This window comes from Campylobacter gracilis (assembly GCF_001190745.1).
In the GTDB taxonomy this organism is placed as follows: domain Bacteria; phylum Campylobacterota; class Campylobacteria; order Campylobacterales; family Campylobacteraceae; genus Campylobacter_B; species Campylobacter_B gracilis.
Genome location: NZ_CP012196.1, coordinates 1,958,751 through 1,975,729, shown reverse-complemented (window position 1 = coordinate 1,975,729; position 16,979 = coordinate 1,958,751). Strand labels below are relative to the sequence as shown.

At 46.4% G+C, this 16,979-nt stretch carries 14 protein-coding genes; 11 read left to right on the top strand and 3 right to left on the bottom strand.

Features of this window, described 5'->3' with window-relative positions:
* The first annotated feature begins 464 nt into the window (after positions 1–464).
* The 3 genes from rpmI (at position 465) to CGRAC_RS09825 (ending at position 3,203) form a co-directional block, all read left to right on the top strand.
* Positions 465–656, top strand: coding sequence for a 50S ribosomal protein L35 (gene rpmI / locus CGRAC_RS09835; protein ID WP_005871089.1), 192 nt, complete (start codon positions 465–467; stop codon positions 654–656).
* A gap of 100 nt (positions 657–756) precedes the next feature.
* Positions 757–1,113 carry a 50S ribosomal protein L20 gene (gene rplT, locus CGRAC_RS09830; RefSeq protein ID WP_005871091.1) on the top strand — a complete coding sequence of 119 codons (357 nt, stop codon included), beginning with the start codon at positions 757–759 and terminating at the stop codon, positions 1,111–1,113.
* A gap of 128 nt (positions 1,114–1,241) precedes the next feature.
* On the top strand, positions 1,242–3,203 hold the full coding sequence (locus CGRAC_RS09825) for an autotransporter domain-containing protein (RefSeq protein WP_005871093.1): 1,962 nt from the start codon (positions 1,242–1,244) through the stop codon (positions 3,201–3,203).
* 494 nt (positions 3,204–3,697) lie between these two features.
* On the opposite strand, the gene CGRAC_RS09820 is transcribed toward CGRAC_RS09825, so the two are convergent.
* From CGRAC_RS09820 to selA, 3 genes are read right to left on the bottom strand one after another with little or no spacing between them, the layout of a single operon-like run.
* Positions 3,698–4,411, bottom strand: a complete 714-nt coding sequence (locus CGRAC_RS09820) for a thioredoxin domain-containing protein (RefSeq protein ID WP_005871095.1) — start codon at positions 4,409–4,411, stop codon at positions 3,698–3,700.
* A gap of 51 nt (positions 4,412–4,462) precedes the next feature.
* Complete coding sequence (selB, locus tag CGRAC_RS09815) at positions 4,463–6,283, bottom strand: selenocysteine-specific translation elongation factor (protein WP_005871096.1); 1,821 nt, start codon at positions 6,281–6,283, stop codon at positions 4,463–4,465.
* Complete coding sequence (gene selA / locus CGRAC_RS12625; RefSeq protein ID WP_005871097.1) at positions 6,276–7,886, bottom strand: L-seryl-tRNA(Sec) selenium transferase; 1,611 nt, start codon at positions 7,884–7,886, stop codon at positions 6,276–6,278. The genes selB and selA overlap by 8 nt, the downstream gene beginning before the upstream one ends.
* A 166-nt stretch (positions 7,887–8,052) precedes the next feature.
* On the opposite strand from selA, the gene CGRAC_RS09805 reads away from it, so the two are divergent.
* The 8 genes from CGRAC_RS09805 (at position 8,053) to CGRAC_RS09765 (ending at position 16,960) form a co-directional block, all read left to right on the top strand.
* Complete coding sequence (locus tag CGRAC_RS09805; RefSeq protein ID WP_050346348.1) at positions 8,053–9,735, top strand: 4Fe-4S binding protein; 1,683 nt, start codon at positions 8,053–8,055, stop codon at positions 9,733–9,735.
* Entirely contained in the window at positions 9,735–10,604 is an 870-nt protein-coding gene (locus tag CGRAC_RS09800) for a molecular chaperone TorD family protein (protein WP_005871100.1), read from the top strand. Before CGRAC_RS09805 ends, CGRAC_RS09800 begins: the two co-directional genes overlap by 1 nt.
* Before the next feature lie 252 nt (positions 10,605–10,856).
* The gene (locus tag CGRAC_RS09795; RefSeq protein ID WP_005871103.1) at positions 10,857–11,054 is read left to right on the top strand and encodes a twin-arginine translocation signal domain-containing protein; all 198 of its coding nucleotides are present in this window, start codon (positions 10,857–10,859) and stop codon (positions 11,052–11,054) included.
* A 10-nt stretch (positions 11,055–11,064) separates the two neighbouring features.
* Positions 11,065–13,986, top strand: a complete 2,922-nt coding sequence (locus CGRAC_RS09785; RefSeq protein WP_082170450.1) for a formate dehydrogenase subunit alpha — start codon at positions 11,065–11,067, stop codon at positions 13,984–13,986.
* Positions 13,987–13,995: 9 nt separating this feature from the next.
* Positions 13,996–14,553, top strand: coding sequence for a formate dehydrogenase FDH3 subunit beta (fdh3B, locus tag CGRAC_RS09780; RefSeq protein WP_005871109.1), 558 nt, complete (start codon positions 13,996–13,998; stop codon positions 14,551–14,553).
* A 241-nt stretch (positions 14,554–14,794) separates the two neighbouring features.
* Positions 14,795–15,412, top strand: a complete 618-nt coding sequence (locus CGRAC_RS09775; protein ID WP_005871112.1) for a hypothetical protein — start codon at positions 14,795–14,797, stop codon at positions 15,410–15,412.
* Positions 15,409–16,320 carry a hypothetical protein gene (locus CGRAC_RS09770; protein ID WP_005871113.1) on the top strand — a complete coding sequence of 304 codons (912 nt, stop codon included), beginning with the start codon at positions 15,409–15,411 and terminating at the stop codon, positions 16,318–16,320. Before CGRAC_RS09775 ends, CGRAC_RS09770 begins: the two co-directional genes overlap by 4 nt.
* 10 nt (positions 16,321–16,330) lie before the next feature.
* Positions 16,331–16,960, top strand: coding sequence for a LysE/ArgO family amino acid transporter (locus tag CGRAC_RS09765; protein WP_005871115.1), 630 nt, complete (start codon positions 16,331–16,333; stop codon positions 16,958–16,960).
* Positions 16,961–16,979: the final 19 nt, after the last annotated feature.

Below are 16,979 nucleotides of genomic sequence, written 5' to 3'. Positions count from 1 at the left end.
TAAATTTAATTTCTTTGATTATATTTTCAGTATTTATTGGATTTATTGTATATTTTTGCAATGATATATTTATCATAATGTTTTGCCTATTTTTATCTCTTTTTGCCAAATATATCGCATTGAGTTATGGTCTGAAAAAATTTATAAAAAGTGTAAATTTTTGCAATATTGGTGTAGAATTTTTTTGTGGTGTTTGCTTTATTGCTATATCTCATATATTGCCCGGCGTCTACGCGTTTTGCTTAATAATAGTAAGTTTTATAGTTTTAATTGTATTAAAAATGAAAAATTTTATCCAATTGCTTAAATTTATAAAAACGATATAAATCTGAAAATATTGCTATGAGTAATAATTATATCAATTTCGATGTAGCATTTTGTATTTTCATAAATTTTGCTAAAATTCAAATTTTTCAAAGAAACTTTATTATATACTTCCCATTCACTTTAAAAAAAGGACGACCATGCCAAAGATGAAAAGCGTGCGCGGTGCCGTCAAGCGTTTTAAAGCGGGCAAAAACAAGATCAAAAGAGGCTCGGCGTTTCGCAGCCACATTTTGACGAAGATGTCTCAAAAACGCAAGAGGAATTTGCGCGAGGCCCAATACGTCGATTCTACGAACGTATCTGCGGTTAAAAAAATGCTTTGCAAATAGAGTGCGAAGTTAGTTTTTGACGAAAGTCATTCAAACTCCCCTAAATTTATGGATTTTAGGGCAAGATCCCAAGAGGGACGCCGATTAAGAAAGGATTAATATGGCAAGAGTAAAAACAGGCATCGTTAGACGCCGCCGTCACAACAAGGTGCTAAAGCTTGCGCGCGGATTTTATAGCGCAAGACGCAAACATTTCAGAAAGGCCAAAGAGCAGCTGGAGAGAAGCCTCGTTTACGCCTTCCGTGACAGACGCGCGAAAAAACGCGATTTCCGCAGACTTTGGATAGTGCGCATCAATGCAGCTTGCAGGCTAAACGACATCAGCTATTCTAAATTTATAAACGGACTTAGAAAAGCGGGCATCGAGCTTGATAGAAAAATTTTAGCAAATATGGCTATGAACGATGCCGAAGCTTTCGCAACCGTTGCGAAGAAGGCAAAAGCGGCATTAAAATAAGCTTTAAAATTTAGCCGTCTTAAGGCGGCTAAATTTTTAAATTTCGACAAAGCTTTTAATTTTAAAAGCGCGTCTGCAAATTTGTCGAAATTTAAGAATTTGGGTAATTTTATTTGAGGCGGTGCAGAATGCTAAAGTCTTTGAAAAAAATCGTATCTCTTGCGCTTGTCGGTGCAGCAGGGTTCGGCTATGCGAGCGAGCAGAATTCCTGGAGCTATGCAAACGCGCAAAAATCACCTTCCAACAACACTTCCCATTCCGACGTAATGAGCGCTGCGGATAGCTTGGGCGCGAAATTAAGTAGGCGCGACGCGGCTAGCGATAGCTCCGCGAGCGACGAGTATGAAAGCTCATTTCGTATCAAGCTCGAGTACGCAAGGGGCTTTGCCAAAAAGGGCTCATATTCGGGTAGGCTTAATAATCAGCGCGTTATGATGCCTGCATTTCGCTGGACGGGCAATAGCGGCGTAAATGCCGAGTTTTGGAACGGCATTACCAATATAGGCGGCGCGCTGGTTCCTTATGTGGCTTTCGGCTCTTACGAAGCGGCGACGCCGGGCAATCAAACCACGCAATATCTGGTCAGAAGAGAAGAAGACGCAGTTCAGATGAAGCGAAATATCGCGGCGGGCATATCAAATTTAGGCTATACCTATACTACAAATTCTACTAGAAATTTAAATTTAGTCTATGCCGATATTGATAATTTCGTAAATTTCTACGGCAGAGAAAATATCGCAGGATACTTCATCGACGAGGTTAATACCGAAAATAATCCCGTAACTATCGCCTATATGAAGAGTATCTACAATTATATAAAGACCAAATATCCGGGAATGCTCGTTTTGGCAAATAACGGCTGGGGCGTGCGCGACGCCATAGCTCCCTATGCGGACGTTTGGATGCTGCAAGAGGTGAGCGCGGATGAGTATATAAACCACTACCGCCCTAGAACCTCGGAATTTGAAAAAGACCCCGCAAATTCCTCTAAAATTTTGCACGTCATATATAACGCAAGACCAGATCAGTACGATGAGATCATAAGATTATCTCGCGAGCGCAACGCGGCAAATCTATTCATCACCTCCGATACGAATGCCTATCCTAGCGGATACGACGATCTGCCTACCTATTTTGAAGCGCTGATGCTGGCGATCAATAACTTCACGCCTAAAAACGGCAGCCTGTTTTCGCAGGTCGCAAGAGGCGGCAACCGCATAGGCATCGAGATGCCGCGCTCGAAGGTCGATCTGGATCTTACAAAGCTTGCAAGAAATTCCGCTTATAAAAATTTAACCGACACTGACGGGCAGGAGTTTAACGTAAACGTAAGCGCGATAGGAAACTACGGCGGGGATTACAAAGACCGCTCGGGCGGCGTCAAATACGATCACAAGAGCGACGGAATTTTACTCGGAGCCTCCAAGAAAGTGGATGATCTTACGCTGGGCGTGATCTTTGGGTACCAAAAATCGGACGCTTGGTACGAGGGTAAATTCGACGGTGTCAAAGAAAACATTAAATCCTACGAGCTAGGTCTGGCGGGTAAATACGATTTTAACGAGAACGTGGATCTGGCAGTCAATTTAACATATTCGACGAACGATCATAAATTTGAAACCAACAACGGATTCGGCGCTATCCACGGCGCGAAATACAAGTCGCAAATTTGGGATTTCAGCACGAGAGCAGGGTATAAATTTTTATTTGAAAACGGCTATATAAAGCCGTATTTGGGGCTTGGAGCGATTAGGGTGAACGAGGATGCTATCTCTAGGCTTAAATTTAGCTCCGCTTCAAAAACCGCGCCGAACGGCACCGCGGGAATTTACGCGATCAAGGCTTTCGGCGATCTGCAGATATTTGCAAATGCGGAGTATGAGCATCGATTTAGCGGCGATTCGTATCATGCAAGCAGAAAGTATTCGGATAGATACGACGTCGAGGGGCTTGATTATTCTAGCGGCGTATTTAACGGTGCGATCGGGCTGAAATATAAGATCCTTCAAAGCGTCGGACTCAGCGCATCGTACGAGCTAAGCGAGAGCAAAAATAGCCTGGCAAGAGCCGCTTTTGACGTGGAGTTTTGATTTTAATCGGAGTAGCCTAAGATAGGCAGCTTGAAGCACGATTACAAATTCCTCTTTGCCGCAAAACAAAAATTTTATGAAATTTGCGGCTAAATTTTACCCGAGCTTTGCCGCGAAATTTTAAAATTTCGGCCGTAAGATTTTTGCTCGCATAATTTCTACTTTGAAATTCCATGTAAGACAATTTTTGCGCCGTTTTGGATGCGAAGCAACGAGATAGAATCGCTGCTGCGGAATTTTGCGCGGATGCTGAGGATTTTTTAAAATTCTAAAATTTTGCCCGTTTAAGACTTTTCGGATCGCGTTTCATACGTAAAGGATTTTAAAATTCTATACGCAGCGTAACTTGAGCATTTTTTAAAAGCAGCGGAATTGCAAGAACTCCAAAGGGGCAGTATTCATAATTCGAGGCAAAATTTAGATTGATTGAAAGCTACCGAAATTGGGTGAAAGAAGCGAAATTTTGCGGATCGCTCCGCAAAATTTAAGAGAGATTATTTTAGCTTGTCTAGTTCGATGATGTAAGGCACCGAGTTTACCCCCGCACCGAAGTATTTGGCAGCTAGGGCTTTTGCAGCATTTAGCTCGGCAGCGCTTACGTCTTTGGCGCCTGCTTTGTTATCTTCAGCGTAGTATTTTCTAAAAACCGCTATCTTTTGCTCGTCGGTTTTAGCATTTTTGATCTCTTTATAGATGAGTGCGGATTTTGCGTGGCCGTCGTCGCCGTGAACGGAGGTCATGACGATATCAACATTGTTATTTTTTAGCGTTTCTTCGATCCTTGCCATCTCTTTGCGGCAGAATGGGCACAAAGCATCTGTTAGCATTAAAATCGTAGGCTTTTTGGGATCGTTTCCTAGCTTGATGATATTGTCTTTACTCTCTGCTTTGAAGACCTTACTTAGCTGTCCTGCGATGCGGTCTTGTTTGATCTGCTCCTTATAGACTACGCGTTTTTTAGGATCGATGATATCGGTAAAGATCAGATCGCCTTGGGTGAAGATGATCTCCTCTTGCGACATATTGCCTTGAGAAATCTTTAAAACGACCGCCTCGACGCCCTTTGGCTCGCTAAGTGGGATGCGCTCGGCGACCTTTATTTCGATGCCTTGAGGCGCGCCGCCGTAGATAGATAAAATTTCGCTGTCGCTTAAAGCCGCGTTTAGGCTCGCTGCGAGCGCAACTGAAGTTAAAATAGCTTTTTTCATTTTTTTCCTTTGCAAAAAATCCCGCGCATTGTAGTGCAAAATTTTAAATTTTTACTTTTTTAAATAGCGTTTATTGTCGATCGTCACGATATTTCCCATCTTATCGAGGTATTCGAGGTAGCAGATGACGAATTTTCTGCTAAGTCCCAGCTCCTCTTTAGCGTTCGTGACGTTTACGAAGCCCTCTTTTTCGATGATTGCGTAAAGGCGCTTGATCGCCAGGGCTAAATTTTCGGCCTCGACGAAAAGATTGTGCGCGAGACGGACGACCTTTTTGGCGTATGTTAGCTTCTTTAGCGCGTCATCGCCGCTTTCGCGATCAATCTCCAGCTCGTCGTAAATGTTATACGGTGCAAGCGGCGCGATGCCGCCCTTTTTGATGAGATCAAAAATTTTACTCTCCAGGCTCTGCTTAAGCGCATCAAAATCCACCCCCGATTTTACGTAAACCCCGCCCTTTTTGGAGACGATGCCGCCTCGCTCAAGCTCGCTAAGCGCACGCGCGGCAAGATCTTCGCTGGCCCACGAGAGCTTTAGAGCGATCGAGGCGGGCGAAAAGATCGCGTAGTCGTTTTTTGAGACGATAAATTTTATGAGGCTTTTTACATCCTCGATCGCGCTTAGATCGTAAACGCATAGATTTGCTTCGTCAAAATACGTCCCTTCTATGCCGCGTGCGATTTTTACCGCTTCGTCATACTCCATTCCGAAGCGCTGATACGCCGAAAATAGCCCGAATCCATGCTTGTGAAAGAGGCTTAAAATTTTAAACGCTTCGGTGAAATTTCGCTTCAAAAGCGCGGTGAGAAGCACGGCTTTGCTCTGCTTTTTTAGCGGCTCAACTACGGCGTTTAGCACGCGTCCGCCGCCGATTACGCGCGAGTTTGCCAGGCAGACGAAAGGCTCGTCAAATTTCAAAAACATCGTTTTGTCAAATTTAAAGCTTACGAGCTTCTCGCCGCTAGGAAGTTCTTTTAAAATGAGCGCTTTTGCCGCACTTTGCTTACTTCCGACACAAAACAGCACGTCTTGGTTGTGTGAAATTTCGCCGCTAAAGGTGCAGTCGGCTTCATTAAAGCCGCGGAAAAAGCCTTTTTTGGTTAAAATTTGCCCCTTTTGCAGCTCACTCGTTTTGGCATCTAAACTCAGTGCGACGCGGTTTGGAGCTTGCGCCAGCGGCGTGTCCTCGTCGTGGATCTGCACGCTTTTGACGTTAAAAGCTTTGCCCAGATCACAGTTATAAAGCTTCTCGCCCTTTGAAATCGCGCCGTTAATGAGGCTGCCCGTTACGATGGTGCCAAGCCCTTTTAGCGAAAAGACGCGGTCGATGTAGTAGTGCACCACGCCGCCTCCTTGACGCTGCGCAGGCTTGATATTAAAGAGATAGTTTTTCAGCTCGGCAATGCTTGCGGGATCTTTTATGCTGATAAAAAAGGTGTTTAAAATTTGCAAATTTTTAAATTTGCCGATGTATTCCCTGCACTGCGTCGCAACCTCGGATCTGCGCGCGTCGTCCGCAAGATCGCACTTGCTGATACACAGGATCACGCTTTTTACCCCGAGCAGCGATAAAATTTGAATATGCTCTTTACTTTGCGGCATTAGCCCGTCGTCCGCGGCGACTACTAGCATCGCAGCGTCGAAGGCATACGCGCCGCTAATCATCGTCTTTACTAGATTTTCATGCCCCGGAACGTCGATGAAGGCGACGTTGGTATCCCCCGAGCGCAGATGCGAAAAGCTAAGATCGATCGTGATGCCGCGCTCTTTTTCGCTTGGCATCCGGTCTCCCTCAAAGCCGTTTAGTGCCTTGATTAACGCGGTCTTTCCGTGATCGATATGGCCTGCGGTGCCTATGATTACGCTATTCATAAATTTCTCCGATCTTTTTTATTAAATCTTGTAAGTCGCTTTTTAAAATCGATCTGAAATCGAGCAAAAATTTATCATCCTCGATCCGCCCGATTATGCCCGCAGTGCGAAATTTTGCCTGCGTGCTCTGCGGGTCTGCGCCGTCAAGTATCGCAAGCGCGACGCTAGGGTAGGAGGCGCCGGGCATCGTGCCGCCGCCTACGAAGGTGGTAGTAGGCACGATCTGCGATTTTACGCTTATGCGCGATTGCACTAGCTCCGCTCGCTCACGCAGCTCGTCCAGGCTCAGATGGATCTGATCTATCGTCGTGATGAGGTGAAATTCTTTATTTATATACGCCTTGATCGTCTCGGCTAGCAGGCTTAGCGTGATCTTATCCACGCGCAGCATTCGCAGTAGCTGGTTTTTGCGCAGGCGCGCGATAAGCTGCCGATCTCCTAGGATGATGCCGCACTGCACGGAGCCGAAAAGCTTGTCGCCGCTGAAGCTAAGCAGCCGCACGCCGCTTTTTAAAAGCTCAAAAATAGATGGCTCGCTTTTGCCTAGCCCAAATCCCAGCTCGCTCGCGTAGCCGCTTCCAAGATCGTAGTAATCGATGATCTCGTTAAAGCTTTCCGCTTTTTTCATGCTAAATTTTGTAGGAGCAATTTTAGAAGCTTTAGCGGGAATTTCGCTCTCTCCCTCTTCATGAAAGCACTCGCTCCTTTTGGACGGCTCGCCGCTATTTAAATTTAGAGCATTCGCAGAACTATCCGCTAAGTTTAAACTATTCGGCGCGGAATTTAAAATTTCGCCCGTCGCATCCGACGAGCCGCCGCAAAGATTTTCTAAATTTTTAAAATTTGCCGCTCTAAGCGCTAAAAATTCCTCTTTTTTGCGCGTCGCTTTTCGCGCTAAAGCCGCAACTTCCGCAGCGCTTACGCTCGAGCTGAAACCCGAAATTTTAAAATTTGAGCGGTGTACCTTCATCAAGATCGCCGTGTTTTCATTGATCGCTTCTTCGTAATCGTCCAGCTTGGTTTTGTTCGTAGTGCCGATCTCCACAAGCTTTGCGCCGGAGTTTGCCATCACTTCGCTTACTCGAAAGCTCCCTCCGATCTCGACTAGCTCGCCGCGGCTTACCACGACTTCGCGTCCGCTCGCGAAGGTATTTAGCACCAAAAATACCGCCGCAGCGTTGTTATTGACCACGAGCGCGTCCTGCGCGCCGAAGAGCTCGCTGCACAAAAGCGCTATGTAGTCGTATCTGTTGCCGCGCGCGCCCTCGGATAGGTCGTATTCTAAATTTGAATACGAGGTGATGATCTTTTGCGCGCGGGCTAAAATTTCGGCGCTGATGACGCTGCGGCCGAGATTTGTGTGCAGCACGACGCCGGTTGCGTTGATGAGCGGCTTAAGACTTAGATTTTGAAATTTTTCGTAGCGCGATTTGATGCGCGCGATGATCTCGCTTTCGCTTGCGAGCTCGCCTCCTTGCAGCGCCTTTTGGCGCTCCTGTTCAATAAGCTCTTGCGCGATTTTGATGATTTGCGGGCGGAGGCAGTTTTGAAACTCCTGCGCGTTTGCGATTTTGTCGATTTTGGGTAGTTTGATTCGTTGCATTGCGACCCCGATGCCTTAAAATTTAGGCGATTTTATCATTTAAAGCTTTGATTTTGCTTTATCTATAGAATTATTAATTTAAATTCGATTTACTTTAAGTGCAGAATTTAAAAGCTGTTTAGAAAATAAGAGTAAAACCCGCCTAATTATCAATTTAGGATAGATTATGAAAGAACATGGATTTTACGCCGCGGGGCTAAAAGATGTCGTCTTAAGCGACGATATCGAAATTTGCGGCGATGAAGAGGGGGCGAAAAACGAGGAATTTATCGTCGCCAACTCGCCTAAATTAAAGGCTCAAATTTACGCGCCGCAGATAAATTTTTATATCGCAAATACCAAAGACGAGCCGCTATTAATCGCGCAAAACGTAGATATTTTATACGAAGCCGCCGCCGCAGCCTTCGACGGCGCGCTAGATAGCGACTATCAAAAGCCCGTCGGCAAAAACGTGATTCTTGCCTGTGATGAGCCGCGAGAGGAGCTTGTGAGGCTACTTAAGCAGCATGGATTTAAGGTGATCGCGTTAAGCAGGGCCGAGATTAAGTTCGTCTATGGCGAGATTGGCGATCTTGCGGTTACGATTTTAAGCGAGCGAGATGAGGTTGAGACCGAGGCAGATTTTTTCTTGATTAGCGGCGCAGCGCCCTATCAACTGCGACAAAGCGGCTGCTACGAGATCTCGGGGCTAAAAGACGATGAAATTTTAGAAATTTTAAATTCCAAAAGCCCGGTTTATCATTATAAGAATTCCACGATCTTCGATCCCGCGATCTGTCAATATCACGGCAGGCGAAATGAGCTGCGAGCGCCGTGCGTAGAGGTTTGCCCCACAGTGGCGATTTTGAAAAATGACGAAAAGCGCGAGCTAGTATTTTCGTACATCGATTGCATCGGTTGCGGCGCGTGCGTGAGCGTCTGCCCTAGCGGCGCGCTGAAATTTGCCAAGCTGCCCCAAAGCGTATTTGGCGAGATCGCAAAGCTCTATGCAGGCAAAATTCCGCTTCTCATCGCAGAGAGCGAAATCGAGTCTGCACCCGCAGTGCAGCTTCCGTGCGGCGTGCTACCGTTTGGAATTTTTGGAAGCAAGCAAATAGATGAGGTAAATTTGCTAAGCGCGATGCAAGAAAGCGGCTCGAGTGTGATCGTTTACGGCGCAGACGTGGGCGAGGGTACGCGCGAGGCGGCGGAGCTTATCAATGGAATTTCGCGCGCGATCTACGGCAAGGACGCGGTATTTTTAGCGCGAAATTTAGCCGAGCTGCAAGAGGCGCTAAAGTGGGCGCAAAGCTCTCAGCCGTGGGCGTTTAGTTTAAACGATCAGGGCCTTAGCAAAAAAGAAATTTTTTCCAAACGCGTAAGCGCGATGGTTGGCGATGGTAGCTTCGGCGTCGTAAAAAGCGGAGAGTTACTAAAATTTGGCAAAGTAAGTATAAACGAAGCAAGCTGCACGCTATGCCTTAGCTGCGTGGGTGCCTGTAATACCGGCGCGCTGTATGCCGATAACAGCGACAATTCGATTAAGCTCAACGCTTCGCTTTGCACGACGTGCAACTACTGCGTGCTAAGCTGCGCCGAAAAGGATACGATCGAGCTTCAGCCTTGTGGCGTGGAGCTTGAGTCTGGATTTTTTAATTACAAAATGCTAGCCAAAGACGAGCTTTTTAAGTGCATCGAATGCGGCAAGGAATTTGCGACGAGCAAAGCCGTGATGAAGATCGCGGAGATGATGGGCGCGCATTTTGCAAACGAGCCTGAAAAGATGAAGACTCTTTTTTGCTGCGGCGATTGCAAGGCGAAAATAATGATAAAAAAGCAGATAGAAGATGCTAGAAAAGGGGCAATGTAATGGATGCGAATCTACTTCAAGCAAGAAGCTACTACTACGAATTTTTTGCAATTCCGTTTTTTTTCTATGAAACGGATGCGAAATTTAAGCGCTGGAAGGAGCAGCTGGAGTTTTTACGCAGCTCGCCCATTGTGCCTAGCGATGAGGCGGAATTTCAAAATTTGGCGAAATTCGATTTTGCAGCGTTTAAAAGCGAGCAAAACTCCGTGCTTTTTGATTTTTCATACGCCAACGTGCCGATGAGTGCGAGCTTCTACGACGAGGGACGCGACGATGGACGTATGCGTGTCGCGGTAATCGACGTGCTAAAAAAGAGTAAATTTCGCCGCAATATGGAGCTTTGCAAAGAGTGCGAGGACTATGTGGGATTTATTTTTTACCTGCATTCGACTCTGCTGCGCGACGCGGCTGCAAAACACAGCGCGGTTTTAAACGGACAAAATTCCGTGATAAACGAGCAAAATTTTACGAATAGCGCGAGCTTGACGGCGCAAGACGGAAAAAATTCTGCAGGTTTGCAGAATAGTAAAAATTTTACGGACTCGCAGGACGGCAAAAATGCTGCGAATTCGCAATACGCTAAAAATTTCGTCGGCGCGCAAGACGGTGAAGCGCTGGCGTTAGAGCTTTTTACGAATGTTACCAATAGCTTTGTGGATGAGTTTAGCGAGCTTTTGTGTGGGCATGTGCGGGCGGATTTTTTCAAATCATTAGGCGCATTAATGAGAAGCTTTTTTGCGCTAGAACGCTCGCTTTTAGCTATAGCTGCTCCGCAAAAGAAAGATCGTAGCGTCGTTAAAGAAGCGATCAAAAAAGGCGGCTATCAAAATAAATTTACCAATCCGGAAGATATTTTTGATCTGGATTGATAAATAAAATTTTTAACGGAAATCTTAACGCAAAAGTAGAATTTCGGTTAAATTTTAAACTTGCAAGCTCGAGTTTTGCGAGTAGTTTTTTAGTTAGAACTTTATATTTTGAATTTTAAATAAAATTTAAAAAGTAACTTAAAATTTAATTTCCATCTCACTGCCTTTTCGTTATAATTCATTAGATTTAAATCCTGTAGCAGGCGTTACTACAATAAAAGATTTAAAGCGATTTCTTCACAAAGGAAAACCATGGAGAACAAACGCAGGGATTTTCTTAAAAAATCTCTAAAAATCGGCGCGGTAGGTGCCGTGGGCGTTGCCGCGTCTCAGGCTCTAGCAAAAAGCGAGCAGGATTATGGCGATACCGTTCGTGGCAAATCACCGAAAAAAGAGGTGCTTTACTGGGAGAGTGAAGCGTGGAAAAAATACTATAAAGTAGCTTACTAGGAGAATTTTCATGAGTGAGAATGCGATCGGAAGGAGATCGTTTTTGAAACTCGCCGCTTTAGGAGCGAGCAGCGTAGCTGCATTTGGCGAAAATAATACGCTAAGAGCCGCTACTGAGCAAGAGATCAAAAACCCATTTCCAGGTTCCGTTATGAAGCGAACGATATGTTCGATCTGTTCCGTAGGCTGCGGTATCGAGGCTCAAGTGGATGAGAGCACCAATACCTGGATTCGCCAAGATATGGCAGTAGATCACCCGATCTCGCAAGGCAGTCACTGCTGTAAAGGAATCGATCAAATCGATCTAACCAAATCTAAAATGCGTCTTAAATATCCGCTCAAAAAGGTTGGCGGCAAGTGGGAGCGCATCAGTTGGGAGCAAGCCGTTAACGAAATCGGCGATAAAATGCTTCAAGTCCGCAAAGAGGACGGTCCAGATAGTGTGGTATTTCTGGGTTCGGCTAAATTTTGCAACGAGCAGGCATATTATTTTAGAAAATTTGCAGCCTTTTGGGGTACGAACAGCAACGACCACGTAGCTAGAATTTGACATAGCGCAACAGTCGCCGGTGTGGCGAATACTTGGGGTTATGGAGCTATGACAAATCACGTAGGAGATATGGCGAAAAATTCTAAAATGATCCTTTTTATAGGTGCGAATTCCGCGGTTGCAAATCCAGTGGGAGCTATGAAGCATGCTCTTCAGGCTCGCGATAGAAACGGTGCGAAAATCGTCGTCGTCGATCCAAATTTTACTAGAACTGCGGCTAAGGCCGATATGTATATTAGAATTCGTCCGGGAACTGATATAGCGTTTGTGTACGGAATGCTGCATCTAATCTTCAAAAACGGCTGGGAGGACAAAGAGCTAATAAAAACCAGAACCTACGCTGTAGATGAGATCAAGGCGGAAGCTGAGAAGTGGGATCCTAAAGAGGTAGCCAATGTCACCGGTTGCAAGGAAGAGGAACTGATAGAATTTACGAGGATGTTTGCTACCACAAAGCCCGCTACTTTATGCTGGGCGCTCGGTATCACGCAGCACTCGATCGGAAGTTCAAATACTAGAATTTTGGCTCTTTTGCAGCTCATACTAGGCAATATGGGCAAGCCGGGCGGCGGCTGCAACATCCTTAGAGGCCATGATAATGTTCAGGGCGCTACCGATATGTGCAATCTCTCCGATAGCTTGCCTGCGTATTACGGGCTAGCCGATAACGCTTGGAAGCACTTCTGCAAGGGCTGGGGCGTAGATTACGAACAGTTTATTAAAAGATTTGCCGTCTCTACTAAGCAGCCGCACGAAAAGCAGGGTGAAAAAGTGCCTGGTACGAATTTTACCGAGTATTTTCACTACGATCCGAGCATCGAGCAAGATGTGATAAATTGGCGCAATGAAAAGGGCTTTTCGCTATCTAAATGGTGGCAGGGCGTTTTGAAAAACGAGCCCGTTTTAAGTAGTGGCAACGTCCGCGTCCTTTGGGTGCAAGGCACAGGAATTACTTCTATGGCGCACGTTCGAGAGACTCAAGAAGCATTAGGCAAGATCGATATGCTGGTAGTCGCTGAGCCGTTCTTAAACGAAGTGGCGATTCTAAACGATAGACCGGATGGAATTTATGTTTTGCCGGTAGCTACGCAGTTTGAGAGCGAAGGTCATCTAAGCGCTACAAACCGCAGCGGCCAGTGGAGAACTCAGATCGTTAAGCCGCTATTTGAGAGCAAAGAGGATCAAGAAGTAATGTTTTTATTCGCGAAAAAATTCGGCTTTTACGACGAATATGTTCGCGGCATGAAGATGGGCATCGTTGACGGCGAGCTTAAGCAGGTTAAAGACGATTTTGTTTGGCCTGACGACGCTACCGATGAGATTGCACGCAATACTCAAAGTATTGGAAATAACGGACGCACCGCAGCTAGATTTCGTAGACAGCAGAAAAACTGGCATCTATTTGATCCCGATACTTTGCGCGGCATAGGCGGCGAGGTCGAGGGCGAATACTACGGACTTCCATGGCCTTGCTGGGATACGCAACACCCGGGCACGCCGATCCTTTACGACGTAACTAAGCCTTATGCTGACGGCGGTATGGGATTTAGAAACCGCTTTGGCTTAGAGCACGACGGCGTTTCGCAGCTAGCCGACGAGAGCATTACTCTTCCGGGATCAAAAATTTCAGGCGGTCATGCGGAGATTACCAAGGCAAATATCGAACAGGTTTTAGGCATCACGCTAAGCGAGGATGAAAAAACCAAGATGGGGCCTACGTGGAGCACAGATTATAGTGGCATTATCGCTAAGAAATGTCGCGAGTTTGGAATTTGTCCTTGCGGAAACGCAAGAGCAAGAGCGAAGGTTTGGCAGTTTGCGGATCAAATTCCAAAGCATCGCGAGCCGATCCACTCGCCTAGATGGGATTTGGTGGAGAAATATCCGACCTTTGCGGATCAAAAACGAAATTTCCGCGTCTTTACGAGATTTATCTCCGAGCAGAAAAAGCAGGATTGGAGCAAGGATTTCCCTACTATCGTGAGCTCGCTAAGGCTCGTAAATTTAAGCGGTGCAGGTATGATCGAGCGCACGAGCAAGTATCTTTCGGCGATTACTCCGGAGATGTTTGCGCACGTAAATCCTAAGCTTGCCGCTGATAAAGGTATCAAAGATGGTGAGATGATGTGGATTCATTCGCCGCAAGGCACGAAGATCAAAGTCAAGTGCATCTATTCGCACGCCGTTACGCCTGATCGTATTGTTATGCCGTATAACTTCGCGGGAATTTTCCAGGGCGAGGATCTAAGCGAGCGCTATCCTGAGGGTACTAAGCCATATATCAGAGGCGAGAGCTCAAATACGATTACCAATTACGGCTTTGACATAAATACGCAAATTTCGGAATTTAACGCCGGTCTTTGCAGACTAGAAAGAGCATAAGGAGATAAAATGCCGGCAAGATTAAAATTTTACGTCGATGTCGAGCGTTGCATCGCTTGCTATGGTTGCCAGGTAGCCTGCAGCTCGGCGCACGAGGTTCCCGTGCAGATCAATAGGCGCAAGGTTATCACTTTAAACGAGGGCATAGAGGGGCAGGAGGTTTCAAGCTCTATCGCTTGCCAACACTGCACCGATGCGCCTTGCGCGCAGGTTTGTCCGGTTCAATGCTTCTATATCAGAACCGACGGCGTCGTTTTACACGACAAAGATAAATGTATCGGCTGCGGATACTGCCTCTACGCGTGTCCGTTCGGTGCTCCGCAATTCCCTAGAGACGGAGCTTTCGGTATCAAAGGCGCGATGGATAAGTGCACTATGTGCGCGGGTGGACCGGAGCCTACGTTTTCGCACGAGGAACTGCATAAATACGGTCAAAACCGCATCGCAGAGGGCAAGGTTCCGATGTGCGCGGCGATCTGTTGCACGAACGCTCTAATCGTGGGCGACGCGAGCAGAGTTTCGGAGGTTTATCGCAAGCGCGTACTTACGCGCGGCGTGAGCCTATAAGATTGTGGAATTTTAAACTCCTCCGGTTTTAAAATTCCGTCTCTTTTCGCAGAAATTTCAACCGAGCGACGGCTTTAAATTTAGCGGTCGCTCGGCGCGAAATTTTATTTGAAAATCTCCGCTCCTGCGTATCGATCGTTATATTATTTCAAAAAATCACTCCTTACTGACATTAAAATTTTAAATTTATGCTACAATCACTCAAATTTAGGATTTGAAATCTTAAGCGAAAGGATCCGTCTTGAAAAATAAAATTTCACTTTTTTTGGTCATTTCGGCGTTTTTGATTTTTACGGGCTGCTCTAAAAACGTGCCCGTAAATAGCGGTATCGTGCGCACTTCCGAGCCGCTTCACATTATGGAATTTCCGCAGGATAAGCTCATAAGCGTAAATTTCACCAATACCTCTACGACGGATTCAAATTTAACCCAAGTAGTGATCCAGCATCTGCGTGCGGACGGATTTAAAGTCGTAAATAAAGGCGCGGCGAACGTCCAAATCGGCGGCAATCTCAACTACTTTCGCAAGGCGGATTTTTCGCGCAGATCGTGGGATAATCCGAGATTTAGCTTCGGTATGGGCTTTGGCAGGTATTATAGATATACTGGCGTGGGCGTAGGCTGGGGAATGCCGTTTGGTTATGATCCTTGGGACGACGACGATTATTACAGAGACTACTTCTACGACTCGCAGATTAGCCTCTACATAAGCGTTAAAAACAAGGGCGCGTGGAAGGATTACGTAACGAACCTTAACTACCAAAGCATCAAAAATCCGGGCTCTAAAGACTCGGTAATGGATGCGCTAAATTTTAAAATTTACGAATATATAAGACAACTGATTAAGCAGGGAAGATGATAGTAAAAGAGAATAAAAAGCCCGTAGCGATGACGCTGGCGGGATCGACGATTTTGGCGCTCGCTAGCGGATATTGCTACCACGCGGGCTTTGGCGGCGCGGCGCTTTTTGCTTCCGTAGTGGCGGCATTTTGCGCGTTTTTTTGCGCGCTCAGACTCGGCGCGAAAAATTATTTGCAGATCGGCGAGGATGCTTTTACGATCGTGCGCGGGGCAAATTCCGAGAGCTTCGAATATAAAGATATAGCAAATTTAGGCACAAAAACCTTCGTCGCGGGCAGAAACAAAACGGAGCTTTTAAATTTTGTATTCAAAAAAGCGCCGCAGGCGCAGGACCGCTTTAATTTTTTGCGATTTTACAGCGACACGGAGGCCACACTGCCGGGCTCGTTTGAAATTTCGATCTACGAGCTGAGTAAAATTTTGCGCGAAAAAGCGGGTCTTTCGCAAAGCCCTGAGGAAGAGCAAACTGCTCCAAAAACTCGCAAGGGCGCCAAGGGCTCTAAAAAAAGCGCGAGTAGCGGTAAAAATTTTAAAGCTAAAAACCTCCGCGATGAAAATTCCGATACGCAAAATTCCTACGGCGCACAAAATTTAGGCGCGGAGAATTCCTACGCCGTGCAGAATTCCATCGCACAAAATTCTAATGGCGCCGCTGATTCAAACGGCGCGCAGAATTTGAAGGGCGCTTCAAATTTAAACGAACAAAGCTCCGCCGCGCCGAATGGTACCGCTTCCTTAAATAGCGCCTGCGCAGGCGAAAATTTCATAGGCGCCGAGAATTCCGCCTCGAAAATTTCTGCGGACGATAACAAGCCTGACGCTGCGCCTGAAAGTGCGGCAGCGGCTAGCTATGATGCCGTCGATACCGCGATGCAAAACTCCGCCTGCGAAAGTAAAAATAAGTAGAGGCGCGGCTTTGAACTCCTTACCGATCGGAATTTTCTTGCAAGGAGCCGCGCTGATGCTCTCGCTCATCGTTGCTATCGGCGCGCAAAATATCTTCGTCATCTCCCAAGGCCTTGCGAAAAACCACGTCGCGGCTGTTTGCATGGTTTGCGCGCTAAGCGATGCCGTATTTACGGCCGTAGGGATATTTTTAATCGGCGGCGCTCTTAAGCAGGGCTCGCTTCTTACCCAAATTTTAGGCATAGGCGGGATCATATTTCTGCTCTGCTACGCGCTAAGCTCGTTTTTTAGCGCCTATAAGGGCTCGCATTTTGCCAAGATTCAAAACTCGGCAAATAGCCCGCTGGCGCCCGTCGTAGCCAAGGCTCTCGCGGTGACGCTTCTAAATCCGCACGCGTATTTAGACACCGTCGTGGTCGTGGGCTCACTCGGCGCTACGATCGCAGATGCCCAAAAGCCGTGGTTTTACGTGGGAGTTATGTTCGTATCGTTTGCATGGTTTTTCGGCTTGGGCTACGGCTCGCGGGCGCTTTCAAAGCTTTTTGCAAGTAGCAGAGCGTGGCGCATAATCGACGCGCTAGTGGGAGTTTTGATGCTATATATGGCGTATCTGATCGCGAAGTTTGTCTTTAAAATTTAAAATTTCACGCTAAAATTCC